Annotated in this window: 23 protein-coding genes and 1 tRNA gene; 7 read left to right on the top strand and 17 right to left on the bottom strand. The window is 71.5% G+C overall.

Annotation, left to right across the window (positions count from 1 at the left end; genetic code table 11):
• The 7 genes from pknB to FREUN1FDRAFT_RS28665 form a co-directional block, all read right to left on the bottom strand.
• Nucleotides 1–1,797: Stk1 family PASTA domain-containing Ser/Thr kinase (pknB, locus tag FREUN1FDRAFT_RS28695; protein WP_006543798.1), on the bottom strand; the 1,797-nt coding region annotated here is incomplete at its 3' end.
• Nucleotides 1,794–3,443 carry a serine/threonine-protein kinase gene (locus FREUN1FDRAFT_RS28690; protein WP_006543797.1) on the bottom strand — a complete coding sequence of 550 codons (1,650 nt, stop codon included), beginning with the start codon at nt 3,441–3,443 and terminating at the stop codon, nt 1,794–1,796. The genes pknB and FREUN1FDRAFT_RS28690, both read right to left, overlap by 4 nt.
• Nucleotides 3,440–4,891 (bottom strand): penicillin-binding protein 2, encoded by a 1,452-nt coding sequence (locus FREUN1FDRAFT_RS28685; protein WP_006543796.1) that lies wholly within the window; start codon nt 4,889–4,891, stop codon nt 3,440–3,442. Before FREUN1FDRAFT_RS28685 ends, FREUN1FDRAFT_RS28690 begins: the two co-directional genes overlap by 4 nt.
• Entirely contained in the window at nt 4,888–6,369 is a 1,482-nt protein-coding gene (locus FREUN1FDRAFT_RS28680; RefSeq protein WP_006543795.1) for an FtsW/RodA/SpoVE family cell cycle protein, read from the bottom strand. Before FREUN1FDRAFT_RS28680 ends, FREUN1FDRAFT_RS28685 begins: the two co-directional genes overlap by 4 nt.
• Nucleotides 6,370–6,382: 13 nt before the next feature.
• The gene (locus tag FREUN1FDRAFT_RS28675; protein WP_006543794.1) at nt 6,383–7,789 is read right to left on the bottom strand and encodes a PP2C family serine/threonine-protein phosphatase; all 1,407 of its coding nucleotides are present in this window, start codon (nt 7,787–7,789) and stop codon (nt 6,383–6,385) included.
• A complete protein-coding gene (locus FREUN1FDRAFT_RS28670; protein WP_006543793.1) occupies nt 7,786–8,328 on the bottom strand; it encodes an FHA domain-containing protein in 543 nt (180 codons plus the stop codon). The genes FREUN1FDRAFT_RS28675 and FREUN1FDRAFT_RS28670 overlap by 4 nt, the downstream gene beginning before the upstream one ends.
• 2 nt (nt 8,329–8,330) lie before the next feature.
• Nucleotides 8,331–9,824 (bottom strand): FhaA domain-containing protein, encoded by a 1,494-nt coding sequence (locus FREUN1FDRAFT_RS28665; RefSeq protein WP_006543792.1) that lies wholly within the window; start codon nt 9,822–9,824, stop codon nt 8,331–8,333.
• Between the two features lie 160 nt (nt 9,825–9,984).
• Between FREUN1FDRAFT_RS28665 and FREUN1FDRAFT_RS28660 the strand changes: the two genes are divergently transcribed.
• Together FREUN1FDRAFT_RS28660 and FREUN1FDRAFT_RS42135 are read left to right on the top strand one after the other, a co-directional pair.
• Nucleotides 9,985–10,067 (top strand) — tRNA-Leu (locus tag FREUN1FDRAFT_RS28660).
• Between the two features lie 320 nt (nt 10,068–10,387).
• Complete coding sequence (locus tag FREUN1FDRAFT_RS42135; RefSeq protein ID WP_232295465.1) at nt 10,388–10,690, top strand: hypothetical protein; 303 nt, start codon at nt 10,388–10,390, stop codon at nt 10,688–10,690.
• 96 nt (nt 10,691–10,786) lie between these two features.
• Here the strand turns inward: FREUN1FDRAFT_RS42135 and FREUN1FDRAFT_RS28650 are convergent, their stop codons facing one another.
• Entirely contained in the window at nt 10,787–11,584 is a 798-nt protein-coding gene (locus tag FREUN1FDRAFT_RS28650; protein WP_006543790.1) for an HNH endonuclease family protein, read from the bottom strand.
• A gap of 170 nt (nt 11,585–11,754) precedes the next feature.
• Nucleotides 11,755–13,692: a DUF4352 domain-containing protein gene (locus FREUN1FDRAFT_RS28645; RefSeq protein WP_006543789.1), complete on the bottom strand. Its 1,938-nt coding sequence runs from the start codon at nt 13,690–13,692 to the stop codon at nt 11,755–11,757.
• Between the two features lie 510 nt (nt 13,693–14,202).
• On the opposite strand from FREUN1FDRAFT_RS28645, the gene FREUN1FDRAFT_RS45370 reads away from it, so the two are divergent.
• Entirely contained in the window at nt 14,203–14,376 is a 174-nt protein-coding gene (locus tag FREUN1FDRAFT_RS45370) for a hypothetical protein (RefSeq protein ID WP_006543788.1), read from the top strand.
• Between the two features lie 138 nt (nt 14,377–14,514).
• Here the strand turns inward: FREUN1FDRAFT_RS45370 and FREUN1FDRAFT_RS28640 are convergent, their stop codons facing one another.
• Nucleotides 14,515–14,910 carry a cold-shock protein gene (locus FREUN1FDRAFT_RS28640; RefSeq protein ID WP_006543787.1) on the bottom strand — a complete coding sequence of 132 codons (396 nt, stop codon included), beginning with the start codon at nt 14,908–14,910 and terminating at the stop codon, nt 14,515–14,517.
• 316 nt (nt 14,911–15,226) lie between these two features.
• On the opposite strand from FREUN1FDRAFT_RS28640, the gene FREUN1FDRAFT_RS28635 reads away from it, so the two are divergent.
• Nucleotides 15,227–15,454 (top strand): hypothetical protein, encoded by a 228-nt coding sequence (locus tag FREUN1FDRAFT_RS28635; RefSeq protein ID WP_006543786.1) that lies wholly within the window; start codon nt 15,227–15,229, stop codon nt 15,452–15,454.
• A gap of 90 nt (nt 15,455–15,544) precedes the next feature.
• Here FREUN1FDRAFT_RS28635 and larE read toward each other — a convergent pair whose 3' ends face one another.
• Complete coding sequence (gene larE / locus FREUN1FDRAFT_RS28630; protein WP_006543785.1) at nt 15,545–16,987, bottom strand: ATP-dependent sacrificial sulfur transferase LarE; 1,443 nt, start codon at nt 16,985–16,987, stop codon at nt 15,545–15,547.
• Nucleotides 16,988–17,045: 58 nt separating this feature from the next.
• Between larE and purS the strand changes: the two genes are divergently transcribed.
• Nucleotides 17,046–17,297, top strand: coding sequence for a phosphoribosylformylglycinamidine synthase subunit PurS (purS, locus tag FREUN1FDRAFT_RS28625; protein ID WP_035954139.1), 252 nt, complete (start codon nt 17,046–17,048; stop codon nt 17,295–17,297).
• 87 nt (nt 17,298–17,384) lie between these two features.
• On the opposite strand, the gene FREUN1FDRAFT_RS28620 is transcribed toward purS, so the two are convergent.
• The 6 genes from FREUN1FDRAFT_RS28620 to FREUN1FDRAFT_RS28595 all read right to left on the bottom strand — a co-directional run bounded on the left by FREUN1FDRAFT_RS28620 (nt 17,385) and on the right by FREUN1FDRAFT_RS28595 (nt 23,184).
• A complete protein-coding gene (locus FREUN1FDRAFT_RS28620) occupies nt 17,385–17,735 on the bottom strand; it encodes a rhodanese-like domain-containing protein (RefSeq protein ID WP_006543783.1) in 351 nt (116 codons plus the stop codon).
• Between the two features lie 48 nt (nt 17,736–17,783).
• Complete coding sequence (locus tag FREUN1FDRAFT_RS28615; protein ID WP_006543782.1) at nt 17,784–18,662, bottom strand: Fpg/Nei family DNA glycosylase; 879 nt, start codon at nt 18,660–18,662, stop codon at nt 17,784–17,786.
• A 34-nt stretch (nt 18,663–18,696) separates the two neighbouring features.
• A complete protein-coding gene (locus FREUN1FDRAFT_RS28610; RefSeq protein ID WP_006543781.1) occupies nt 18,697–19,584 on the bottom strand; it encodes a 1,4-dihydroxy-6-naphthoate synthase in 888 nt (295 codons plus the stop codon).
• A gap of 145 nt (nt 19,585–19,729) precedes the next feature.
• The gene (gene mqnB, locus FREUN1FDRAFT_RS28605; RefSeq protein ID WP_006543780.1) at nt 19,730–20,650 is read right to left on the bottom strand and encodes a futalosine hydrolase; all 921 of its coding nucleotides are present in this window, start codon (nt 20,648–20,650) and stop codon (nt 19,730–19,732) included.
• A gap of 451 nt (nt 20,651–21,101) precedes the next feature.
• On the bottom strand, nt 21,102–21,293 hold the full coding sequence (locus FREUN1FDRAFT_RS28600) for a hypothetical protein (protein ID WP_035954137.1): 192 nt from the start codon (nt 21,291–21,293) through the stop codon (nt 21,102–21,104).
• Between the two features lie 76 nt (nt 21,294–21,369).
• Nucleotides 21,370–23,184, bottom strand: coding sequence for an MFS transporter (locus FREUN1FDRAFT_RS28595; RefSeq protein WP_006543779.1), 1,815 nt, complete (start codon nt 23,182–23,184; stop codon nt 21,370–21,372).
• A 339-nt stretch (nt 23,185–23,523) separates the two neighbouring features.
• Between FREUN1FDRAFT_RS28595 and FREUN1FDRAFT_RS28585 the strand changes: the two genes are divergently transcribed.
• Both FREUN1FDRAFT_RS28585 and FREUN1FDRAFT_RS28580 read left to right on the top strand, forming a co-directional pair.
• On the top strand, nt 23,524–24,606 hold the full coding sequence (locus FREUN1FDRAFT_RS28585) for a DUF3027 domain-containing protein (protein WP_232295463.1): 1,083 nt from the start codon (nt 23,524–23,526) through the stop codon (nt 24,604–24,606).
• Nucleotides 24,607–24,875: 269 nt separating this feature from the next.
• A partial coding sequence (locus FREUN1FDRAFT_RS28580) for a transposase (RefSeq protein ID WP_006543777.1) occupies nt 24,876–25,138 on the top strand: 263 nt, incomplete at its 3' end.

Genomic DNA, 25,138 nt, shown 5'->3' with positions numbered 1-25,138 from the left:
CTTGAGCCCGTACGACTCGAGCTTCACGGTGGCCGTCTGGACGTCCAGGTTCCGCACGTCCGGCACGTTGACGTTCTTGTTGACCACCGAGATCGTCACCGTGGAGTTCTTGGGAACGGAGGACCCGGCCGCCGGCTCGGATTGCTCGACCTCGCCCACGTCCTGCTTGGCGGCCTCGTAGTAGGGCATGACGCTGGCTTCGAGGCCGAGCGCGCTGAGGGCGTCCCTCGCCTTCTGCTCGGTCATGCCGACCAGGTTGGCGGGGACGAGTACCTCATTCGGCGCCGCCGCGACTGTGAAGGTGACCGCGGCGTCGGAGGCAATCTTCGATCCTTCGGTGGGATCGACCGCCAGGACGGTATTGGCCGCCTGGTCGCTCTCCTGGGCCTTCTGCTGGGGCTGCCCCGTCCACCCGCCAGCCTTCAGACGGTTGACCGCAGTGGTGTAATCCTGGCCGAGTAGACCGCTCGGGATCGTGATCTCCTTTGAGGAGACTGTGTCCTTGTCGTCGCCGCCGCCGCTGAACATGGACGAGGCGAGCAGCGCCACCACCACGAACACCACGACGGCGCCGAGCCCGGCGAGCACGAACTTCCAGATGGGTGAACCGCCGGGGCGGTCGTCGTCGCGGTGCCCGCGTCCATTCCCGTTCCCTTGCCCGGCGTCGTCGTAGCGGTCGTCGTCGCCGAACCGGCCCGGCTGGTCGTAGCGGTCGTACGGGCCGGTCTGCTCGTAACGGTCGTAGGGCGCACGGCCCACCTGCGTGCGGTCGTCGTAGTCGTCGCCCTGGTAACGGCCGCGGTCGTCGTAGCTGTCGTAGCCGTCGTCGTAGCCGCCGCCCGACCGGCCGAGCAGCGCGGTGCCGGCTGTCGCCGGCGCCTGGGAGCCGAGCATCGTCTGGTCGGCGCCGCCCATCAACATGGCGTGCACCCGCTGCCCGCTCAGCGCCCGTTCCAGATCGTCGCGCATCTCGCCGGCGGTGGCGTACCGGTCGTCGGGGTCCTTCTCCATGGCCTTGAGCACGATGGCGTCGGCCTCGGGGGAGATGCGCGGGTCGTGGCTGGACGGCGGCGGCGGGATCTCCCGCACATGCTGGTAGGCGACCGCCACCGGGTTGTCACCGCGGAACGGCGGCTCTCCGGTGAGCAGCTCGTAGAGGAGCACCCCGGTGGAGTAGACGTCGCTGCGCGAGTCCACCCGCGCGCCACGGGCCTGCTCCGGGGAGAGGTACTGCGCCGTCCCGATCACCGCGGACGTCGCCGTCATGGTGGAGGACGTCGCGGTGGTCGCCCGGGCGATGCCGAAGTCCATGACCTTGGCCGCGCCGTCCGCGCCAACCATCACGTTCGCCGGCTTGATGTCGCGGTGGATGATGCCCGTGCGGTGGCTGTAGTCCAGCGCGGCGCAGACCTCCGCGGTGACCTGCAGGGCGTAGCGCTCGTCGAACGGGCCGCGGGCTTGGAGCAGGTCTCGCAGGGTCTGGCCCTCGACGTACTCCATCACGATGTACGGGAGCTGCGTCCCGTTGATGACGTCCTCACCGGTGTCGTACACCGAGACGATCGCCGGGTGGTTCAGTGAGGCCGACGACTGGGCCTCGCGGCGGAAGCGGGCGAGGAAGGTCGGGTCACGCGCCAGGTCGGCGCGCAGCGTCTTCACCGCCACCTCGCGGCCCAGCCGGATGTCGCGCCCCCGGTAGACCTCGGCCATGCCGCCGTAACCGATGCAGCCGCCGAGCTCGTACCGCTCGCCGACAAGTCTCGGCTGAGCGTCGTATCTCTCAGTTACATCGGTCACAGATTGTCACCCGTCGTCGGCTGGGTACCGCCGGCCACCACGGTGCCAGCCGCCTCGCCGCCCGCAGCGGCGATCTTTCCCGCTTCGGGTGTGAGATATAGCACATGTTGGGTGGCTGCCGCCGTGTCGTTATCGGAGTTGCCCGCATTCGCGAAGGTCCGGGTGATAACGGCGACCACCAGCACGGTGAGGATCAGCAGCGCGATGAGGACGGGCAGCGGAAGCCGGCGCCGGCCCGCCGGGGCTGCGCCCCGCCGGCGCCCTGAGCGGCCACCCACCGGGTCACCCGGGTCGTTCTGCCAGGCCGGCGCGGACGGCTGGTAAAGCGTGTTCGCCGGGTCGGGCCGCCCGCCGTCTCCCCGGTCGCCCGGAGCCCGCGAACCACGGTCGCCACCGGAGGAGTAGTTGGCCGCGTAGTCGGCGAACTCGCCGGGGCTGTACAGGCGCCCGGTGCCTCCGCGTGACCCGCCGGGTCCACCGGGTCCGGGTCCATAGCCCGTTCCGGGACCGGGGCCGGCCGGGCCGGGGCTCGGGTGCAGCGCCGTGGCCGGCATGCCGCCGGGGCCGACGCCCGCGGGGTCTGGCATCGGCGGCTGCTGCGGCCAGGCGGCGCCGTTGTTGGGCCGGTTCCACGAGGGCGTCCGCGGCACGCTCGGGGCGCGCGAGTGCCCGGGCCCGAAGGCCGGCGGCGCCGACGGAGCGGGGTGGCGAGCGGTCAGGTCCGGGGTGCTCGGGCCACCGTTCCACCGCCCGGCCTCGGCGTTCCACAGGTTGCGCCGGATGCTCGCCGCGGAGCGGGCGAACGCGCCCGCGGAGCTCGGCCGCCGCGAGGCGTCCTTCGACATCGCGGACTCGACCAGCGCCCTCACCTGGTAAGGGATGTCGTTGGGCAGCGGCGGCGGGGTGTCCTGCTGGTGGGCCATCACGACGACGATCGGGTTCCGGTCGTCGAAGGGCCGCCGCCCGGCCAGACACTCGTAGGCCACGACGCCGAGCGAGTAGACGTCACTCGCCGGTGTGACGGGGCGGCCGGACGCCTGCTCGGGGGAGACGTAGTAGGCCGTCCCCATCATGATTCCGGTCGCGGTGAGCGGGGCCGCGTCGACCGCGCGGGCGATCCCGAAGTCGGTCACCTTGACCGCGCCGTCATGGCGGATCAGCAGGTTGCCGGGCTTGACGTCACGGTGCACGACGCCGAGCGCGTGCGCCGCCTGCAGCGCGTCGGCGGACTGCCCGAGGATGTCGAGCATCCGGTCGGGAGTGAGGCGCTTCTCCCGGTGCAGCACGGCGGAGAGCGGCTCGCCCTCGACCAGCTCCATCACCAGGTAGGCGGTGGGGTAGTCGTCGGCCGTCGACACCTCGCCGTAGTCATACACGGAGGCGACGCCGGGGTGGGAGAGCCGGGCCGCGTGCCGGGCCTCACCCCGGAAGCGGACCAGGAAGGACTCGTCGCTGGCGTACTCCGGGCGCAGCAGCTTCACGGCCACGGGCCGGCCCAGCGTCTGGTCGAGGCCGCGCCACACCTCGCCCATGCCGCCGGTCGCGATACGGCCGTCGAGCCGGTAGCGGTTGTCGAGCACGGTGTTGGGAGACGCTGCGCCGGCGAACGGCTGCGACGGAGACGGGCTGTTGGCAGATGTGCTCATCGTTGCGTGTCCAATGCGGCCTGCATGACTTTCTGGGCAACGGGCGCTGCGACAGCGCCGCCGGTTCCGAGCTCCCCGCCTCCGTCCTCGACGATCACCGCTACGGCGACCTCCGGCGCGCTGGCCGGGGCGAAACCGACGAACCAGGCGTGCGGATCCTCGCCGTCACCGTGTTCGGCGGTACCTGTCTTACCCGCGACGTTGACACCGCTGATCTGGGCCTTACGCCCGGTGCCGGAGGTCACGACACTTTCCATCATCGTGGTGAGCTTGGCCGCGACCTCGGGAGTGATCGGCTTGCTGAGCACGGTCGGCTCGGTGCGGCTGATCCGTTTCGTATCCGGACCGCGCAGCTCGGAGACGAGATACGGCTTCATGCGGACACCCCCGTTGCCGATCGCCGCGGCCACCTCCGCCATCTGCAACGGCGTCGCCTGGACGTTGAACTGGCCGATCGCTGACTGTGCCGTCTGGGCCCCGTCCAGGTCGTTCGGGAAGATACTGCGTGCCTGCTGGAGGGGGAAGTCCTCGATCGTCGAGTTGAAGCCGAAGGCCTCGGCCTGGGCCCGCACCGCGTCGTCACCCAGTTCGATCCCCAGCTCGCCGAATGCTGTGTTGCAGGAGATGGTCAGTGCGTGGATCAGAGTATCGGTCTCGCCGTCCCCACAGGTTTCCCCGTCGAAGTTGGGTAGCACCGTGGTGCTCTGTGGAAGTGTGAGCTCATCGGGCGCGGGAACCCGGGTATCCGGCTCGTAGCGGCCCGACGACAGCGCCGCGGCGGCGGTGATCAGCTTGAACGTGGAACCGGGCGGATAGGTCTGCTGCGCCGGCCGGTTCAGCAGCGGCTGGTTCTTGTCGGTGGACAGCCCCTGGTAGGCGTCGGTCGCGGCGGACTCGTCGTGGGACGCGAGCGTGTTGGGGTCGTAGGTCGGGCTGGTGACCATGGCCAGGATGGCGCCGGTGGAGGGATCAAGCGCGACGACGGCGCCCTTGCGCCCCGCCAGCGCCTCGGTCGCCACCTGCTGCACGCGGGGGACGATCGTGGTCACGACGGTGCCGCCGCGCCGCTCCTCGCCGGTGAACAGGTCGGTGACCCGGCTGGCGAGGAGGCGGTCGTCGTCGCCGGAGAGGAAGACGTCCTCGGATCGCTCCAGGCCCGCCGCGGTGAACAGGGTGTAGTAGCCGGTGACGTTGGCGTAGAGCTGACCGGCGGGGTACTTGCGCTGGTACTTGTACTCGTCGTCGACCGGCACCGAGATCGCGAGCTCCTCGTCGCCGGCGATGATCCCGCCGCGCTGCCGCTCGAGCCGTTCGGTGATCTGGCGGGCGTTGGTCGGCTCCTCCTTCAGCCGGTTGACCTGACCGACCTGAACCCAGTTCGCGTTCACCAGCAGGGCGGCAAACAAGATCATGCAGGCGATGGCGACCCGGCGAATAGGGGTGCTCACGTGGTCTTCACCACCTGCGTCGGGCTTTCGGAGACTGCACTCGGGTCGAACAGCGGGGCATCCGGGACGGGTTCCTCCAGCCGCCGGGCAGCGTCGCTGATCCGCAGCAACAGCGCGATGATCGCGGCGTTGGCAACAATCGACGATCCACCGTAGGAGACGAACGGCAGCGTCAGACCGGTCAGTGGGATAAGCCGCATCACCCCTCCGACCTGCACGAACACCTGAAGTGCCAGGGTCGCGGACAGGCCGGTGGCCAGCAGCTTGCCGAACGGGTCCTTGGCTCCGAGCGCGGCCCGGATCCCACGCGCCGCGACGAGCGCGTACAGCAGCAGGATCGCCATCACACCGGTCAGCCCGAGCTCCTCACCCAGGCTGGCCATGATGAAGTCGGTGTTGGCGAAGGGCACCCGCTGCGGGCTGCCCTGACCGATACCGGTGCCGGTGATGCCACCCGCCGCGAAGCCGTAGAGGCCCTGGACGAGCTGGTACGACGTGTTGGACGGGTTCTCCCCGTCGAAGGCGTGCAGCCAGCCGTCGACGCGGATCTGAACGTGGCCGAACAGGCTGTGCGCCACCACCGCGCCGAGCATGAACAGCGCGAGCCCGATGGCCACCCAGGACGCCTGCTGGGTCGCCACGTACAGGATCACCAGGAACATCCCGAAGAACAGCAGCGACGAACCGAGGTCCTTCTGGACCACCAGGACGCCGAGGCTGGCCGCCCAGGCGACGAGGACGGGCCCCAGATCGCGGGCACGCGGGATCTTCATGCCGAGGAAGGACCGGGACGCCACCGACAGCACGTCCCGCTTGTTCACCAGATAGGCGGCGAAGAAGATCATAAGGATGATCTTCGAGACCTCGCTGGGCTGGAACGAGAACGGGCCGACCTGCAGCCACAGCCGGGCACCGTTGATCGTGGCTCCGATACCGGGCGCGATCGGCAGCACGAGGAACACCAGGCCGACCAGCCCCGCGGTGTACGCGTACCGGGCGAGGCTGCGGTGGTCGCGCACGACCGCCAGGACCAGGATGAACACCACGACCGCGAGCAGTGTCCACACGAGCTGGGTCTGCGCCGCGCCGGTGGGTACCTCGCGGCCCGCGCGCCGGGCCGCGTCGGCCTTCGCCAGATCGAGCCGGTAGATCATGACCAGGCCGATGCCGTTGAGCGCGGCGACCACCGGCAGCAACACGGGGTCGGCGGCGGGCGCGAAGCGGCGGACGGCGAGATGCGCCAGCGCCCACAGCGAGAAGAAGCCGAGGCCGTAGGTGAAGACCTGGAAGCCGATCGTGCCGTCCCGGGCGAGCGTCAGCGCCGCTAACGCCGCGGTGGCGAGGATCCCCGCGTAGCCGAGCAGAAACAGCTCACGGCGGCGGTACGGCGGAAGTTCGAGCCCACTCGGTAGCGGGAAGCCGGCGAACGTGGCTGTCAGGTCAGCCGACCTGGGCCTGCGGAGTGGGGGGAGGGTCATCGCGTATGCGTGCTCACGGAGAGGTGGACACGGCCAGCGACGGGCAGCTCGCCAGGGCCTGGGTAACCGCGGACGGGCAGGTGAGGACCACAGTGGGGGACGGATTGGGCCCGGCGTTCTTCGCCTCGGGCGTCGCGGTCGCGGACGGGGACGGCTTCACGGCCGAGTTCCCGTCGTCCTTCGCGCTGGCTGGCCTGGCCAGCTCGGAGACGATCTTTTCGGCATCGTCGAGGTCGTCGGCGGCTATGCCGTGGCGCAGCTCTTCCTGAAACGGCGCGGAGACCTCGGACAGCGGCTGGTGGTGAGACCGCACCGTCGACAGCGAGATACCGACGATGCTGCCCTTGAGCCCCTGGAACACCGCCACCCGGTCGTCATCCACGCCGACGTAGTACTGGCCCCGTACATAGGTCCAGCCGGCGGCCGCTCCCGCGACCACCAGCACCAGCACCACCGTCGACACGAACAGCCGGCGCCGGCCCCCGCCGCTCGCCAGGGCTCGTTCAGGGTCCTCGTCGGCCTCGTCGCCGCCGTCGCCGGAACCACGCCGGTGGAAGCCGGTGCGGCCGATGCGGGCGGCCTTCGCCGCCGCCGACTCACCGTCGGCGTTGCGCGGGTTCGGACCGGACCGGGCCGCCGCGGCGCCGGGCACCACCCGCTTCTCCGCCGCCGCCCCCGCCACGAGCGGTGAGTCGTCCGCCAGCGTGTCGTCCAGGACGTCCGCGACGACCACGGTGATGTTGTCCGGCCCACCGCCCTTGAGCGCCAGCTCGACCAGCCGGTCCACCGCGTCCTGCGGCTCGGGGAGCAGCAGCGCCTCCAGGATGGTCTCCTCGCTGACCACACCGGAGAGCCCGTCGGTGCACAGCAGGTACCTGTCCCCGGCGACCGCCTGGCGGATGGAGAGGTCCGGATCGACCTCGCGGCCGTCAAGCGCCCGCATCAGCAGGGACCGCTGTGGATGGGTGTTCGCCTGCTCCGGCGTGATGCGGCCCTGGTCGACCAGATCCTGGACGAGGGTGTGGTCGTGGGTGATCTGCGAGAGCTCTCCGTCGCGCAGCAGGTAGGCGCGGGAGTCGCCGACGTGCAGCAGCCCGAGATGATCTCCGGAGGAGAGCATCGCCGTCACCGTCGTGCCCATCCCGTCGAGAGCACTGTTCTCGATCGCCATGTCACGCAGACGCCTGTTGGCGTCCCGGACCGCCTCGGACAACTCCTCGAGCAGGCTCGCGGGCTCGACGTACCCGTCGAGCTCGGCCAGCCGGGAGATGACGGTCGAGCTCGCGACCTCACCCGCGGCATGACCACCCATGCCGTCGGCAACCGCGAGCAGGCGGACTCCCGCATAGGCGGAGTCCTCGTTCCCTTCTCGGACATGCCCGATGTCCGAGCGGACGGCGAAGTGAAGCCTGAGGCTCACCGGTGAAGCTCCAGGACGGTCTTCCCGATCCTGACCGGCGCGCCGAGAGGTACCGGCATGGGACTCGTCACCTTCGTGCGGTTGAGGAATGTGCCATTGGTGGAGCCAAGATCCTCGACGAACCACTGCCCGTCGTGAGGAACGAGTCTCGCATGCCGTCCTGACGCGAAGTCATCCTCGAGGACCAGAGTCGAGTCCGGTGCCCGTCCGATGGTGATTCCCTCGGGACCCAGTGGGATTGTTGTGCCTGCAAGGTGTCCCTTTGTGACCACGAGGCGGGTCGGGGTCGCATCGGCGGCCGGCGGCGCGGGCGGTGGCGGCCGCGGGTCCTGCCGGGGCGGCCGGACGCGGGCCGGTGGCCGCCCCGCCGGTGCCGGTGCACGGGCCGCGACCGGCTGACGGCGGCGTTGGCGTTGCGTCGGGCCGAACATGTCCAGCCGCACAGCACGAACCGCGACCAGAACGAAGCCCCAGAGCAGAGCCAGGAAGCCGATCTTCACCAGCAGGAGGACAAGCTCGCTGGGCTCAGTGGGGTCCACAGCTACCAGCCCCCACGGCGGCCGTCGTCACCGTAACGCTCCGCCGGCCCGCCAGCGCGGCGGGAACCGTAGGAACCGGCGTCTTCGACCGGCTCCAGGGCCTCCAGGCCGTCGTCGGACCGAGCGGCCGGACGCTGCCGGGGATCCGGCTGGGAGCGGTACATCTCATCACCACCCGCGTCTCTCGCGCCGCCAACTGATGACTCGGCACGATAGCCGCGGCCGCGTTCACGCTGCGGATCACGCCCATAACCCGGGCCCCGATCCGGCCCGGCACCCGGCCAGCCACCACGGTCACCGCCGCGCGGCGGCGGACCGTCGTCGCGGAAGCGGGCGGACGGGCCTTCGCGGTACTCGTCGGCTCCGTAGCCGTCGGGGCGTGGGCCGCCGTCACGTCGGGCCGGTCGAGGGCCGGAGTCGTCGCGGAAGCGGGCGGACGGGCCTTCGCGGTACTCGTCGGCTCCGTAGCCGTCGGGGCGTGGGCCGCCGTCACGTCGGGCCGGTCGAGGGCCGGAGTCGTCGCGGAAGCGGGCGGACGGGCCCTCGCGGTAGTCGTCCCCACCACGCCCCGGACGGTCGGCGAACCCCGGCCCACGGCCACCGGGCGGTGGAGTCGGACTGCGCCGACCTGGCGAGGTCGGCTGGTGCGGATCGAACGGCGGCGGCGTCCGCTGGTCGGCCGGCGCGGGCCCGGGGCGGCCCGGCGGGTTGGACGCACGGGCGGCCGGTGGCGGCGTGCGCGCGCCCCGTGGGCCGCCGCCGCGGGACTCCTCCCGGCGGAACTCCACGATCGCGGTGCCGAGCTCGATGCGGTCGCCGTTCATCAGCTTCACCTGGGTCGCCGCGCGCCCGTTCACGAGGCTGCCGTTGGTGGAGCCCGCGTCCACGTAGAGGAACTGCCCGTCCGGCAGGCGGCGGATCTCACCGTGCCGGCGGGACACCCCGGTGTCGTTGAGCCGGATGTCGCACTCGACGCTGCGGCCGATCACTGTGATCTCGGCGTCCAGCGGATACTCCCGCTCGCCGCTGGCACCGCCGGCAGCCCGCGTCGTAATCAGCAGATGCGGAGTACCCGGCGCGGCCGGGCGGCGAGGACCTGCCCGGCGACCACTGACCACCGCCGCGTCGGCCGAGGCGACACTGCTGCGGATACGGAAGACGCCGATGTCGAGATCGTCGGCCTCCGCGAGCCGAACGGTCACCGGACCGACGAAGGTGTAGCGCTGCTCCGCGGCGTGCTCGCGGACCATCTCGGCCAGCCCGTCGCAAAGCTCGCGGGTATAAGGGGCCAGCCGGGCGAAGTCGCCCCCCGCCAGCTCGACGGCGAACTCGTTCGGGACCAGAACCCGGTTGGAGCTGTGCGCGCGCCGATCGTCGGTCTCCCGAGCGAGCGCGCTGGCGATCTCGACAGGTTCGACCCCGCCCTTGAAGACCTTCGCGAACGCACCCTCGACGAGGCCGCCCAGGCGCCGCTCGAAGCGCTGGAGCACGCCCATGCCCGACCTCCCTTCTCCCGGTCTGTGAGATCGTATGCCCACCGACGGGTCCGTCCCACGGCTCGGCAGCTTGACATGGCAACCCGGTCAGCCGGGGGGCGTTGCCCGAGTGCACCGCCCACGTGATAGCGTGTGCCACGACAAGTTGATAGTCCCACTCGGGCGAGTGGCGGAATGGCAGACGCGCACGGTTCAGGTCCGTGTGTCCGAAAGGACGTGGGGGTTCAACTCCCCCCTCGCCCACGAGCTGGCTCGTCGTGATCGTCGAACTTTGTTCGGCTTCCCGGCGGGCCGCGATTTTTTTCGGGGGGTGACCCCCCGAGACCCCCCCGGTCTTGCGGGGTCGTTGTGGTTGCGGGTCTTCGGGTGGTTTCCCGGGGGCCGTTCTGTCTGCGGGGGCTGGGTTCCCTGAGACCTCCCAGCACCTTCCGCCCCGGGCGTCGAGCAGTGGGGTGCTCCGGTGGCTCGTTGGTGTTGATCGGCGGTTTTTGGTGGGTGTGCCGGCGGGCCTTTTCTGCGCGATGATGGCGGAGGCCCTGGGGGGGAACGTCATGAGAGCATCGGTGGCTCCGCGCAGTCGCGTGCTGGTCGCTCTCGCTGTTGCCGTTTTCGTCGGTGGAACCGTGATCGCGCGCCGCCGCGGATATGCCGTCGGTGGCCGGACGATCGTGCGCTGCCGTCAGGGCCACCTCTTCACAACCGTGTGGATACCCGGAGTGTCGCTGAAGGCGATTCGTCTCGGTTGGCTGCGGTACCAGCGTTGCCCGGTGGGCCACCACTGGACGTTTGTCACCCCGGTCCGGGCGAGCGATCTCACCGACGCGGACCGGGCTGCCGCTGCCGTCCTGGACACGCCCGTCCCATAGCGTGACGGTCCGGGTGGCCGTACGCCGTTCGGGCCCGAGCCCTCGCGTGCACCGGGCGATTCGAGAAATCCGTCGAATCGGCGGGTGTCGGTCGGGTCAGCGGGCGGTTGTCGTGGTCAGGCCGAGAGGTGGCTGGTCGGGGCAGGACTGCAGAACCTCGCGCATCGCGGCGGCCTCAGGCTGCTCGACCCAGAGACCGTAGCGGGCCTTCAGCCCGACCTGGCGGGCCACATATGCGCAGCGCGCCCCCGGGCTCGGCGGCAGCCACTCGGATGCGTCCTGGTCGCTCTTGGCCTGGTTGGTCGGGCCGTCGACCGCCAACAGGTTCTCCGGGTCGTTCGCGAAGGCCAGCCGTTCCTGGTCGGACCATTCCAGGGCCCCCGTGCGCCAGGCGTCGGCCAGCGCTACGACATGATCGATCTGCACCGCCGAAGCGTTGCGTTCGCGGTTGAAACGTATCGTGCGAGTTGTATACGGATCCCTGAGCTCGCCGGTCAGGACGATGCAGTCATCCGACCGGCGGGTGGTGATGCTGCGAAGATCGCGGTGAAGGATGTCGTTGCGGGTGTCGCACCCGTTCTGATCGACGTCCGACCAGGCGGTACCGAACTTGTCGCGCCGATAGGCGGGCGAGTTGTCGCCCGCTCGGACGGACAGTGTGCCGAGCAGTTCCAGCGCCGATCCGGCCCCCGCCCCCGGTGCGTTTTCGTCACCGAAGCCGGCCGCGCCTGGGGTGGCGGTGGCGGATGTTCCCGAGGCGACGTCGAGTACCTCGCCGCAGCCGGTGGCCAGAAACGCGAGGAGAACAGCGACCAGGACGCCGGCTCCTCGTGGCAGCCGGCCGGACGCCGAGCGGCCGCCCTGCTGCGCGGCAGCGGTTGGCTGCGTTTCCACTCATGTCCCCGATCTGCCTGTGGCCTGGCGGTATGCCTGCTGCGCCCGTCTGCGGGACGTGATGGTCGACTTTCCCACGTGGAGATCACCGTAACCTGCGGTGTGGCAGACCCCACGGCCGGACGGACACGGAGCCGGGCAGGGAGGTGCTTCGGCCGGCGGCGGTGGCGTCAGGGAATGATCACGGCGCCGAGGCTCTCCGGCCGTTCGTGTAGCTCGAGCGACTTCGCCTTCTCGTCGGCCGGGATGTCGAAGACAAACGTGCCGGTGACGGTGTCGCCGGGTTTGATGGTGTCCCAGATACCGCCGTTCAGGCTCGGGTAGAAACGCGCAACAAAATCGGCGGAATGGCGTTCACCGGCCGATGTGGTCAGATACTGCTTCGAGCTTTCCAGCAGGCGGCTGGCCGTTCCCCTGTTTGTGATCGTGATGTCCACCAGGCAGAACTGGCCAGTGGCCTTGAGGGCGAGGACTTCGCCGACCTGATGCTCACCACATTTGATCTTGTTTGCGCGAAATTCCAGCTGGTCGTCGCGGACCGGTGAGCCCACCTTCGCCGTCCTTGGTGCGGTCGGCTCCTGGGCGGACAGGCCCTGGTCTCCGGCTCGCCGGTCACCCGCCCCGCCTTGTTCGTCAGCACCGGTGATCGAGCTGATGAACCAGGCGGAGAGGAGCACAACAAGGGCCACGGCGGCGAACCCGAGCAGGCGCTGCCGGGTGAAACGCGGCGGACGTGACAGATCAGGGGGCGCGTCGAGGCCGGGGGGATGGTAAGGGCCACCGCCCGGCGGGCGCGCCGCCGGCCAGCCTCCGGCGGGCTGCCCCGCGCCCGCGGCTCCGGAGAACGACGGTGCCCCGGCCGGAACGGGAACCGGCAGCCCCCCCGGGTGTTGTCCCCCCGGCTGTGGGCCCGCCGGCGCTGCGCCGGCGTTCGGACGGGCGGAGCCGGCGGCCGCGCCGCCCGGTCGGCCCTGCGGCCCCAACTGGCTGGGTGGTCGGGCCACGGGTGGTTGCCACCTGCCCGGGCGCGCGGCCCGCCAGCGGTCCCCCCGACCGCGTGGCTGTGGGGGTGCGGCACCCGGGCCCACCCCGATCCGCCTGTCGACGGACTCCGACGGTTCGGCCCGGCGCAGCGAAACGTTCGGCAGGCTCACGCCCTGGGTCAGGTGCAGCAGTTCCTCGGCCTCGTCGACGACGGTGGGGCTCGGCCGCCACGCCCGGCCCTCGCCGCTCTCCGAAGGCTGCGTGGGCGGTAGCGCGATGAGGCTCAACAGCAGGTCGCGCGCGCTCGGCCGGGCGTCGGGGTTCTTGGCGAGGGCGGCGGCCACCAGGGGTTTCAGGCTCGGTGACAGCCCGACGAGATCCGGCTCCCGGCCGACGATGCGGGTGCTCAGCTCGAGGTCGGTTCCGGTGCCGAACGGATGGCGGCCGGTGCCCGCGAAGGCCACCAGGATGCCCCAGGTGAAGACGTCCGCCTCCGGCCCGATCGGCTGACCGTTGACCTGCTCGGGTGCCATCCAGCCGGCGGAGCCGAAGCCCCAGGCGGTCGGCTTGGCCTTCGCCCCCTCCAGGGCCTGCGCGATGCCGAAGTCGATGACCCGTGGGCCGGACATCGACAGCAGGACGTTGCTCGGCTTGAGGTCGCGATGCACGAGGCCGGCGCTGTGAATGGCCGTGAGTGCCGTCGCCACGCCGACGGCGAGCCCGGTGAGGGTCGACCCGCTGATCGGGCCGTTCTCCACGGCGTGGTCCAGCCGGACACCGTCGATGAACTCGGTCACCAGGTAGGGGGCGGCGGCGTCGGGATCAGCGTCGAGCACCTCGGCGGTGCAGAATGGCGCGACTCGGCGGGCGGCGTCGACCTCCTGGCGGAACCGTCGACGGAACTCCTCGTCGGCCGCGAGGTCGGGGCGGACGATCTTGACGGCGACCCGCCTGCCCGCGGTCTCGGAGAGGTAGACCGTGCCCATGCCACCCGCGCCGAGGCGGCGTAGCAGGCGGTATGGGCCGATCACTCGGGGCTCGTGCGGGTGCAGGGTCTCGCCGGGAGGCGTCAGGCCTTCCGGTTGTCCGCGCGCCGCCGGGGCGTGTTCCCCGTTGTGATCCACTATGACGTTCCACCTTCGGTGCCGGGGTAGCGGCGTCTATGGTCTGTCCGCAGTCTGCACCAACACGTGGGCGGCTCCGGCCGGCCCGAAGCTATGGCCGGATTTTCCGACTACGCGGCGGGGCGCCGTCCGCGTGGAGTGGACGGAACTGCCGTCACTGTTGTCGATACACGACCAGATGGGCGGTCTGCCGGAATTCCGCAGTCGTTGATCCGACAGGTTCGCCGGTGCGTGCCGCGCGCGCCGCCAGCCAGGGCGGACCTGCGGCGTGGGGCCGCGCTGTGACAGATCCTCGCCGGGGCAGACCACGGCGTCCTGCAGGAGACCACAGACCAAAGACCACAGTTTCCTGTGGAGCACACGCGATCAACGGTGCTCGGGCGTGAAACCATGGGCAGCCCGGTTCGGGACGATCTGGACTGCGGCCGGCCGGCCGGCTCGGGGCGAGTCCGTCCTGTGAGCCGATGCTGTTGGCGGCCGGCCAGGCCACGGAAGTGGGAGAGCGTGCGGATGATCGACACCCACGGCCCGTGGCTCGACTGCCCGTGGTGCGGCGGCCGGGTGCCGCTGGCCTACCTCGCCCCGTCGGACGAGGAGCCCGGCGCCGCTGCCGGGGTCTGCACGGAATGTCGGCGGCGGGTGACGATCACGCCGCCGGACGACCCCTTCGCCCCGGCGCGCTGACGTCCGTGCCCGAAGCGGATGAACCGGCCGGAGCATGCGGGCTGGGTCAGGCCCTCGCGCCTGACCCAGCCTGGCGGCCTGGTCGGCTTGGCGTGCCTGGTCGGCTTGGCGTGCCTGGCCGGCCGGCCGGCCAGGTTGTCAGCGTTCGAGCTCGTTGGCCACCGCATGGACGACCTTGGCGACCTTCTGTGCCGCCCTCCGGTCCGGATAGCGGCCCCGCCGGAGATCGCGCTGGACGTCGTCCAGGATTTTGATCATGTCTTCGACCATGCTGTGCAGTTCGTCCGGGCTGCGCCGGGCCGCGTTCGCGGCGGCCTTGGCGACGGACGGGGGAGCAGCCAGAATCCGTACCGACAGAGCCTGGTCCCCGCGGCGCCCGGCGGCAACGCCAAACTCGACCCGGTCGCCGGGCTTGAGCCGGTCTACGCCGGCCGGAAGGGCCGCCTTGTGGACGAAGACGTCGTCGCCGTCGTCACGGCTGAGAAAACCGAAACCCCTGTCAACGTCGAACCACTTGACTTTGCCGGTGGGCACGGGCGACCTCGTTCTGCGTTGCGGATCGGTGGGTTGACACGCGGTGACGAAGTCCCAGGCTATCGGGCCCCTGCGTCAGGTGTAGCCGGTTCGCGGACGATGACACTGCGTGGTCGGAGCGGCCGGGCCGCTCCTGCTGGAGGCACCGGGACGTACCTGCAGGTCCGACGTGTGTGGGATCGCGGAATACCGACGAATTGGCCGAATTAATCGGTTCTTCCTGCCCCTGTCGACGTTACGGAAGGCGTGCCCGGGGCAGGACGCCGAGCGTAGGGCGGGCCGGATCCGTCCGATCTTTTTGAGGAGTGTGATTGTGATGCCGAAGCTTGGCCACGACCTCGACTTCCGTGACGCCGGCGCATTCTCCGAGGCCGAGGACAGCCGTCGTCGGGATGCGAAGGCGCACGCCAGCGGCGGTCCCGTTGATCCCGAGGCGATGAGGCACGCCGACGGTCTCACCGTCTCCGCCGAGGAGGCGGCCGCCTACCGGGAGCACGTGGAACGGGGCGCCCGCCAGCAGGGCGAGGGCGCGCCGATCTTCTGACCTCACGAGGCGCCTGCGCCGCACAGCCGCCGTGCAGTCGCCGCACAGTCGCCGCACGGCCGCCGTAGCGCCCGTCAGTCCAGGCGCGGATCACCCGCCCGGCGACAGCAGCTCGTTCATCGAACCGGAGCGGAATCCACGCGGATCCACCTCCGCACGAGCGAACCCGGCGTCGACCACCAGAGCCAGCAGCTCGGGGTGGGCCGCCAGGTCGGCGGTCCGCTCGGGATCGACCTCGATCCTGGCCAGCTCACCCAGGTCGCGTACCCGCAGGTCGCGGATCTTCAGGCCCGCCTCGGCGACGGCCAGGCGCAGGGCCGACTCGGCCCGCTCAACTCTTGCCAGGCGGGCCGGGCTGACCTGCACGCCGTAGGCGATCCGGCTCGCCAGGCAGGCCGCCGCCGGCTTGTCCCAGGTGGGCAGCTCCCACTGCCGGGACGCCGCACGGACCTGGGCCTTCGTCAGGCCGGCGTCGAGCAGCGGGGTACGCGCTCCCCGGCTGGCCGCGGCACTGATGCCGGGCCGGAACCCGGCGACGGCGTCATCCGCGTTGGTGCCGGTCACCACGTGGGCCAGACCCAGCTCGGTGGCCAGCGGGGCGAGCGTGTCGATCAGCTCCGACTTGCAGAAGTAGCAGCGGTTCGCGCCGTTGGCCCGGTACGCCGGGTTGCTCATCTCGTCGGTTTGCGGCAGGAGGTGGCGCACGCCGAGGTCGGCGGCGAACCGGCGGGCCGCGGCCAGCTCGTCCGCCGGCAGCGAAGCGGAGACGGCGGTGGCGGCGACCACCGAGGCGGGCCCCAGCGCACGCACCGCCGCGGCCAGCAGCAGCGCCGAGTCGGCGCCGCCGGAGAAGGCGACCAGCACCGACCCGAGCTCCTCCAGCCGCGTCCGCAGCGCGTCCAGACGCCGTTGCTGGATCTCGCCGTCGAGCCAGGCCGGGAAGGTGGCCAGGTCGTCCAGCACGACGTGCGCGCCGGCAGCGGAGAGCTCGTCGGGCGGGCAGGGGCCGGTCGCGACCGCCACCGCCGTCGCACCGCCGCTGTGCGCCCCGCGGACGTCCCCGACGTGGTCGCCGACGAAGATGTCGACCCCGTGCTCGCGGATCGCCTCGCCCTTGGCCTCCGCGAACAGCCACCCCGCGACGTCGTCCACGGTGAGCCCGATGTGCGCCAGGCTGGCCTCGGCCAGCGGGCCGCTCTTGGCGGTGACCACCACGGCCCGCCCGCCGGCGGCCCGCACGGCCGCGACGGCCGCCGCCGCGTGCGGCATCGCGACGGACACCGGGACCGCGTGCACCGGATAGAGCTCGCGATAGCGGACCGCCTGGCGCGCCACCTCGTCCGCAGGGAACCAGCGGGCGAGCTCCTCTTCGAGCGGTGGTCCGAGCCGCCGGACCGCGGCCTCGCCGTCGATCGTGACGCCGGTCTCGGCGGCCAGAGCGGCGAAGGCCGCGACGATCCCGCGCCGGGCGTCCAGCAGCGTCATGTCCAGGTCGAAGCCGACGACCAGGGTGGATGTTCTCCAGGGGGACACTCGGTGAGCCTAACCAGCGTCATGGGCGCACCGCCCGGAGCCGGTAGGGTCCGCGAGTGTGACCAGGGTTGTGGTGGATGTGATGCTCAAGCCGGAGATCCTTGACCCGCAGGGCCAGGCGGTGCTTACCGCGCTGCCCCGGCTCGGCGTGAGCGGGATCAGCGGGGTTCGCCAGGGCAAGCGGTTCGAGCTCGACCTGGACGGTGAGGCCGACGCCGAGGTGCTCGCCCGCATCGAGCACCTCGCGTCGACGCTGCTCGCCAATCCGGTGATCGAGGACTACGTCGTCCGGGTGGAACAGACGTCATAGCCCGGGGACGGACGTCGGGGCGCAGAACGGACGTCGTCGCCCACGCCGGTCGCCGGCCGCCCCGTGCGGGGTGGCCGGCACCCGGTGCTAGCGAACGGTGGGCGCGAGGGGTGTCTCACTGATCATCGGGCGCCCGGCGGCCTGCCAGGCGAGCATTCCGTCCTCGAGGTTGCGCGCCTGCCACCCGCCGCGGGCCAGGTAGGCGGTGACCTCGGCGGACCGCCGCCCGGAGCGGCAGACGACGACGACATCCCGATCCTGGGGGACCTCGTTGATACGAGCCAGGAAGTCGCCCATGGGGATGTGGAGCGCGCCGTCGATGTGACCGGCGGCCCATTCATCCGGCTCACGCACGTCGACGAGCAGCGGGCCGCCCTCGGCGGGCAGCTGGACGGGAAGCTCCGGCACGGTGACAGTTGGTATCTGCTGGGGACTCACAGCGCCATCCTGCCACCCGCCGCGGCGAGCAGTGGATGGGCCGTCACGCTACTTGAGCAGCTTCGACAGCCGCCGGTCGGCCAGCGGACGTCCATCTGTCTGGCAGGTCGGGCAGTACTGCAGCGAGCGGTCGGAGAAGGAGACCTCCCGGATGGTGTCCGCGCACCGCGGGCAGGGTAGCCCGGTCTGGCCATGCACCTTCAGCCCCAGCTTCTTCTCCGCCTTGAGGTCGGCGGCGGCGAGGCCGCGGGCGGCGTCCGCCGCGTCGCGCAGCACCCCGGTGACGGCCGCGTGCAGCTGGTCGACCTCCATGGTGGTCAGCGCCGCGGCGGGCCGGAACGGCGAGAGCCGGGCGACCCAGAGGGCCTCGTCCGAGTAGGCGTTGCCCACCCCGGCGATCTTCGACTGGTCGGTGATGACGCCCTTGATCTGCGCCCGCCCAGACTCGGCGAGCAGCGCGGCGAGGACGTCCCGGGTGAACTCGGGGGAGAGCGGGTCGACGCCGAGCCGGCTGATGCCGTCGACCTGCGCGGGGTCGCGCACCAGGTAGACGGCCAGCCGCTTCTGCGTGCCGGCCTCGGTGAGGTCGAAACCGGAACCATCGGTGAAGACCACGCGCAGTGCCAGCGGGGAACGGCCCGGCCGGGCTGGGGTCCGCGGCTGCTTCGCCTTCCACTGCAGCCAACCGGCGCGGGCGAGATGGGTGACCAGGTCGAGCCGCTCGCCGTCGGCCGCGGCGAACACGAGGTCGAGGAACTTGCCGTGCCGCTGAACGGCCACCAGCGCCGCGCCGACCAGCGTGGAGAAGGGCGGGTCGAACGTCTTCAGGGCGTTCACCGCGACCGGCTCGACGCGAGCCACGGTCAGGTCGGCAGCGGTCTCCCGCAGGAAGGCCGCCAACGCCTCGACCTCGGGAAGCTCCGGCATGAACGCCAGTGTCGCACCGGAGCGGACAGCTGGGTCAGATTCGCGGGGGCCACGTGTCGAGGGATCCGGGCGGGAGCGCGGGCACGAGGCCGGCGGCCACCGCCCGCCCGAGAAGCTCACCGACGGCGGCCATGCCCTCGTCCCCGAGATCGAGCGAGAAGTCGTTCACATAGAGCTCGATGTGCGCGTTGACGACGTCCGGTGCCATCTCCTGCGCGTGTTCGATCACGAAGGAGGCGCTCGCGGACCGGTCGGCGAAGGCAGCCGCGACGCTCGCCCGGACCATTTCCGAGAGCGCGGCCGGGTCCAGCCCGCGGCGGCCCAGGATGCCGCCGAGCGGGATCGGCAGCCCGGTGTGGCCCTCCCACCAGTCGCCGAGATCGGCCACCGCCGTCAGACCGTAGGACGGGTAGGTGAACCGGGACTCATGGATGACGAGCCCCGCGTCGAACCGTCCGTCCCGTACCGCGGGCATGATCTGGTCGAACGGCAGGACCTCGATCGAGCCGATGCCGAGCTTCTCCGCCCACAGCCGGAACAGCAGGTAGGCCGTGGTGCGGGTGCCCGGGATCACGACCGAGGCGCCGCGCAGGTCCGTCCGCCCCGCGGTCAGGACGAGCGGACCACACCCGCGGCCCAGCGCGCTGCCCGCGCTGAGCAGGCTGTACTTGTCGAGCAGCCACGGCAGGGCCGCGTACGACACCTTGACCAGGTCGTCCAGGCCCTGGGCGGCACGGGCGTTCAGCACGTCGATGTCGGCGAAGGTCGTCGACACCGCGGGCGCCGCGGGCACCAGGCCGTGGATCAGCGCGTGGAAGGCGAAGGTGTCGTTCGGGCAGGGGGAGATCGCGAGGGCCAGCGTGTCGACGGCCGGTGAGCCGCCCGCGGAACTGGCCGTTGCCGCGGCCGATGACGTACCCATGGCGAGCCTCCTCGTTCCGTCCTGCCCGTTGTGCCCCTGCCCCGTTGCGCCCCCGCCAGGTCCGCCAGGTCCGCCAGGTCCGCCGGGCCCGTCGTGCCCGGCGTGCCGCTGGACCCGTCGCCGACGGATCCAGCGCCGGACCGTCCTACTCGGCGTCCAGGACGGGCACCAGGCCCTCCGGGTGCGCGACGAGCGCCGCGGCCGCCGTGCGAAGGCTGCCCAGCGCCGCCTGCATGTTCCAGGACGCCCGGTCCCGGCGGCCGACCAGATTGCTGATCGCCCGGATCTCGATCACCGGCACTCCGAAGGCCCCGGCCGCGACGCCCACAGCGTGGCCTTCCATCGCCTCCGCGATCGGATCCAGCCGCGCGGTGAAGGTGGCGGCTCGCCGCTCGGTTCCGGTGACGGTCGACACGGTGATCACGGTGCCGCTGACAATTCTGCGCCCCGTGACGCCCAGCACCGATGTCATCCGCCGCACCAGGCCCGGGTCGGGCCGCACCGTCGACGATCCCAGCCCCAGGTCGTCCATGGTCAGGAAGGCGCCGGTCGGAGCCGGGCTGGCCGGTGGACCCGGCTGGGCCGCCGGTGCTCCGGCGGGATGGAACCCCAGGTTGCGGTCCATCTCACTGATCCTGACCGGGGGGATGACTTCGGCCGGCTCGTCGAGCCCGGACTCGGCGCCCAGGTCGGCCGCGACCATCTGGTCGGCGATGACCAGGTCGCCGATCTCGGCCCAGCCGCGGAACCCGCCTGCGACCCCCATCGCGATGACCAGCCCGAACGGCTCGCCCGCCGCGCTCGCGACGGACAGCGCCACCGCGGTTCCGGCGGCGGCCGCCGCACCGGCCGGACCGGCCGCGAGCACGGTCACCGGGCCACGCCGCCGGCCGACGTATGGGCCGAGGGTCGAGGTGGTCAGCAGCTGCCGGTCCCAGTCCGGAGAGACGAGCCCCCCGGGGCCGGACGGGGTACGTGCGCGGCTGCGCGACCAGCTCCCCATCAGACCGGCGCACACCGCGTCCGCCTCGGCGTTCACCGCGGTGACGATGAGGGTGCGGGTCATGACCCGTTCAAGATCATGTTGTGGATGTGTCCTTCGTGTGCCGTCGTGCCGATGGGCTGCCGGCTGCGGGCAGGCGACCGTGCCGGACGGCGAAGTAACGCCACGATGCCTGGGAGGTGGTGCAAACCGGACTAGTTGACGGACCCTAGCACCGCGATCGACCCTCCGTGGCCCTGTGTACGCTTTGTGATTTTGCTGTCACGAAAAGTGTGCGATATGGGTGGCTGGCGCCGAGGGCGTTCGGACGGTGGAGTAACAGCCTGTCAAGGCCCGACGGGTGTCGGCGTGTCGCGTTGAAACGGATGGGCCTCCGCGAGGAGTCGAGGATCTCGGTCGCCCGAACCGCGTGTGGCGATGCTCCCGGCTCCCGGCTCCCGGCGGCCGCGCTCCCGGTTGCCGTTGCTGCCGGGCAAGCCCGGAGGACTGTGGTCATTGGGACGACCGAAATCCTTCAATCTTCGGGCGGCGGCCTGGGATTGCCGTTGCTGCCGGGCAAGATCTGAGGATTGTGGTCGTTGGGAGGACCGAAATCCTCGGATCTTCGGCCCCGCACGGCCGGCGATCCGTAGCGCCGCTCGATACTGGCGTAGAAGATCTCGGCGGCCGCATCCGCGCTTGCGGCCGGATCGCCGAGCCGTGTCACGCCGCTGTCAGCGTCAACACGATCACAGCCGGTGGCTCGGCGGCACCCACAGCGGCTCGATCGAACGCCCTTGGTGCTAGGGCTGGCGGCCACGGCGTGCGCGGCCACGTCCCGGGCGGCCGCCCACCGGCCGTGACGGATCCGGTGCCACAGGTTCCGGGTCGTCCCGGTCCGGCGCCGGGACGCCGAGATCCGGCACGGTGTGGTCGGGAATCGTGAGATCAGGAATGGTGAGGTCCGGAACCGTCGGGTTTCCGGCCGCCGGCCGTGATCCCCGCGACCAGCCCCGCGGATCATGCCACCCGACCGGGACGTCGGCGCGCTGGTCGGGGGCGGCGCCGACCGGGCCGGGATCGGCCATGGCCGCCACGGCGTACCCGTCGTGGCCGGTCGCTGGCAGGGGCCCTCCTGTCGGGTGCGGGGCGCCTGTCGGGTGCGGGGCTGCTGGCGGGTGCGGCGTGGCCGGTGGGTGCGGTATGGCCGGTGGGGCAGGGAAGTCTGGCGTGGTCGGTGGTGCCAGGAGGTCTGGTGGGGCCGCCGGGCCAGCCGGGGCGGCAGCCGACGCAGTCCGCACCTGCCGCTCGCGGGCCTGTGCCCTGGCCTGGCGCAGGGCACGGGCCTGCAGGATCAGCGTCAGCCCGACGGCTGCGGCCGCGAGGGCGAAACCGAGCGCTCCGGGCATCTCGATCAGCCCCAGTGCTCCGCCGAGGACCCAGCCGAGCTGCAGCGCTGTCTCCGAGCGGGCGAAGGCGGAGCCGCGGGTGTCCTCCACGATGTCGCGCTGGATGATCGCGTCCAGGGCGAGCTTGGCCATCGAGCCGGCGGTCATCGCCGCCAGCGCCGCCACCAGCGAAGTCAGCCGGGTGTAGGTCACCGCGGCCAGCAGGCAGCCGCTTGTCGGCAGCAGCAGGCTCAGCACCAGGATGCCCTCCGGGCGGCGGCGGCCGAGCCGGCCACCGATCAGCACGCCGATGCCGCTACCGACACCGGCGGTCGCCGCCAGGGCGCCGAGCCAGAGGTTGTTGCCGCCGTTCGTTCGCAGCAGGAAAGCCAGATAAAAGGTGAGGAAGCCCACCAGGCCGCGCAACACGAGCGTTGCCCGCAGCGCTACCGGAAGAGCACCGAGCACCGCCACGACCCGGTTCCGCAGGCTGCCTCGGCGGCGCGGACCGGTCAGCTCGCGCAGCGTCCGCTCGCCGGCGGCGGAGTCGACATGACCGGGCAGGTTGAAGGCGAGCAGAACGCCGACCATGTAGACCAGCGCGCAGACCCGTAGAACCCACGGATAGCCGACGAATGGGATGTTGGCCAACCCAAGGCCCAGCGGGGCGACGATCGCGCCGGCCACGATGTTGACCAGTGAGATCCGCGAGTTGACTTTCACCAGGGTCAATTCCGACGGCGTGACGCGCGGAACAACAGCGCTGCGAGCGACACCGAAGGCCCGGGAGAGCACGAGCAGACCCAGCGCGAGCGGGTAGACGGCGAGACCGTCGAGGGCACCGGCGAGCTGCCAGGCCAGCAGACAGCGCCCCAGGCAGATGGCCGCGAGCGCGGTGCGCCGGCCGTAGGCGACCCGGTCCAGCAGCGGACCCACGATCGGCGCCAGGAGGGCGAACGGAACCATGGTGATCAACAGGTACAGCGCGACCTTGGAACGGGCCTCACCGGTCGGTACCGCGAAGAACAACGATCCGGCCAGTGCGACTGTGACAAGCGCATCACCGGCCGCGTTGACGAACGACAGCTCGGTCAACGCGGAGAGCCCGGACTGTTGCGCGCCGTCGCGGCGAATGGTCGCACGCAGGCGGTTCACTCCCTGGGCGAGCGTGCTTCCCAACTTCACCCTGACGAGTCTGCTCGCCGTCACCGCCCGAGACCACGACCACATCGGGCGGGGCGGCAGTCGGTGAGTGAGAATACGTGCGTGGAAACACTCGACGTTCGCTCCGAGTCGGCTGGGACTCGTGCATCTCGGGCCCCGTCGTCAGGCGCCGACGGGCCGGCAGCCGACACTGCGGCGGATCACAGTGAGGCCACTGGGTCGGCTGTACCGGGCTCGACGGATTCGACCGGCTCGCCGGACTCGGCACCGACGCGGCCCACGCGCCGCCGGTCGCCCCGTCGTGCCCGTGCGGCGTCTGACGCGGCCGGCACCGAGCCGGCTGTCGAGCCGGCCACCGGCGTTCCCGCCGCGCAGCCTGCGGCGGCCGTGAAGGCCGAGCCGGCCGTGAAGACCAAACCGGCCGTGAAGACCAAACCGGCCGAGAAGACCAAACCGGCCGTGAAGGCCGAGCCGGCCGTGAAGACCAAACCCGAAGTCGCCGTTAAGGGCGAGCCGGCCGTGAAGGCCGAACCCCTGGCGGCCGTGGAGTCCGGAGCGGCCGGTGAGGCTGTGGCGGCCGGCGACGCGGGCGCGGAAGCGGAGGCTGCTCCGCCGCGGCCACGGGCCGGTCGGGCGTCCCGCACCGCCCGGGAGGTGGCGCCCGACGCCGTGTGCGCCGCAGCGGTCGACCTCGCGCGCGCCGCGGCCGAGGAAGAGGCCGGCGACGCGGGCGCGGTCGGTGAGCACCTCGGGGTCGAGGCGGAGGCGGAGCGGCTGGTGCTGCACCGGTTCGCGTGCCTTGCGCCGGCCTACGCGGGCTGGGCCTGGACGGTCGCCGTCGCGCGCGCCTCCAGGATCCGCAAGCCGACCGTCAACGACGTCGTGCTGATGCCCGGCGAGGGCGCGCTGCTTGCGCCGGCCTGGGTTCCCTGGTCAGAGCGTCTGCGGCCGGGAGACGTCGGTGTGGGGGACCTGCTGCCGACCGCGGTGGACGACTCCCGCCTCACCCTGCGGGCCGCCGACGCGCTTGAGCTGGACGACGCCGACGTCTGGATGGAGCTGGGGCTCGGCCGCCCGCGGATCCTGTCGCCGGCGGGCCGTGAGGACACCGCACAGCGCTGGTACGGGGGCGAGGCGGGCCCGGAGGCCTCCATCGCCAAGGTTGCACCGGCGTCCTGCCTGACCTGTGGTTTCCACGTCCGCCTGGCCGGCGTGCTGGGCCGGATGTTCGGTGTCTGTGCCAACGAGTTCGCGCCCGACGACGGCCGGGTGACGGCGATCGACCACGGCTGCGGCGCGCACTCCGAGGCCCTGGTGGCGCCGTCGGCCCATCCCGAGCCGGTGCCGTTCGACGAGGACCCCTCGGATCTGGTGCCGACGGACATCGAGCTCGTCGGCGTGGCCGCGCACACCCCGGGGTCGGTGCCGGACACCACGAGGACACCTGGCGCCGACTCCGCGGACCCCGAGCCGTACGGGCACTCCTGACACCGGACCGTCCCGCGCAGGACCTCTAATGGGACGTACCGGGTCGCTGTAGGGCAGGCTCGGTGCCGGTAGCCGCTGGTAGGTGAGCACTCCGCGCCTCTGGACCGAAGTCGAGTCCTAAGGTCAGACCGTGCCCCTGCCGGTGGTCGGGAGAGCTGACTGCTGATGGGATGTCGTGGCCGTCGAGCAAGACGTGACCACTTGACCATTAGGGCGTGGTGGATCTCCCGTGGGCTGCCGGAACTGCTGCCGGTGCGAAGGAGGCCTGGGTGCTGTTCGTCGGGGACGACTGGGCGGAAGATCACCATGATGTGGAGGTGCAGGACGAGACCGGCCGGCGGCTGACGAAGGCCAGGGTGCCGGAGGGTGCGGCGGGCATCGCCCGGCTGCACGCCATGGTCGGGCGGTATCTTCCCGAGGACGCTGACCCTGGCCAGGTCGTGGTCGGGATCGAGACGGACCGTGGTCCGTGGGTGTCCGCGCTGGTCGCCGCCGGTTACCAGGTGATCGCGGTGAACCCGCTGCAGGCGGC

This window comes from Parafrankia sp. EUN1f, assembly GCF_000177675.1.
Taxonomy (GTDB): domain Bacteria; phylum Actinomycetota; class Actinomycetes; order Frankiales; family Frankiaceae; genus Parafrankia.
The sequence above is the reverse complement of the archived record's forward strand: the minus strand, read 5'-3'. Positions and strand labels throughout refer to the sequence as shown.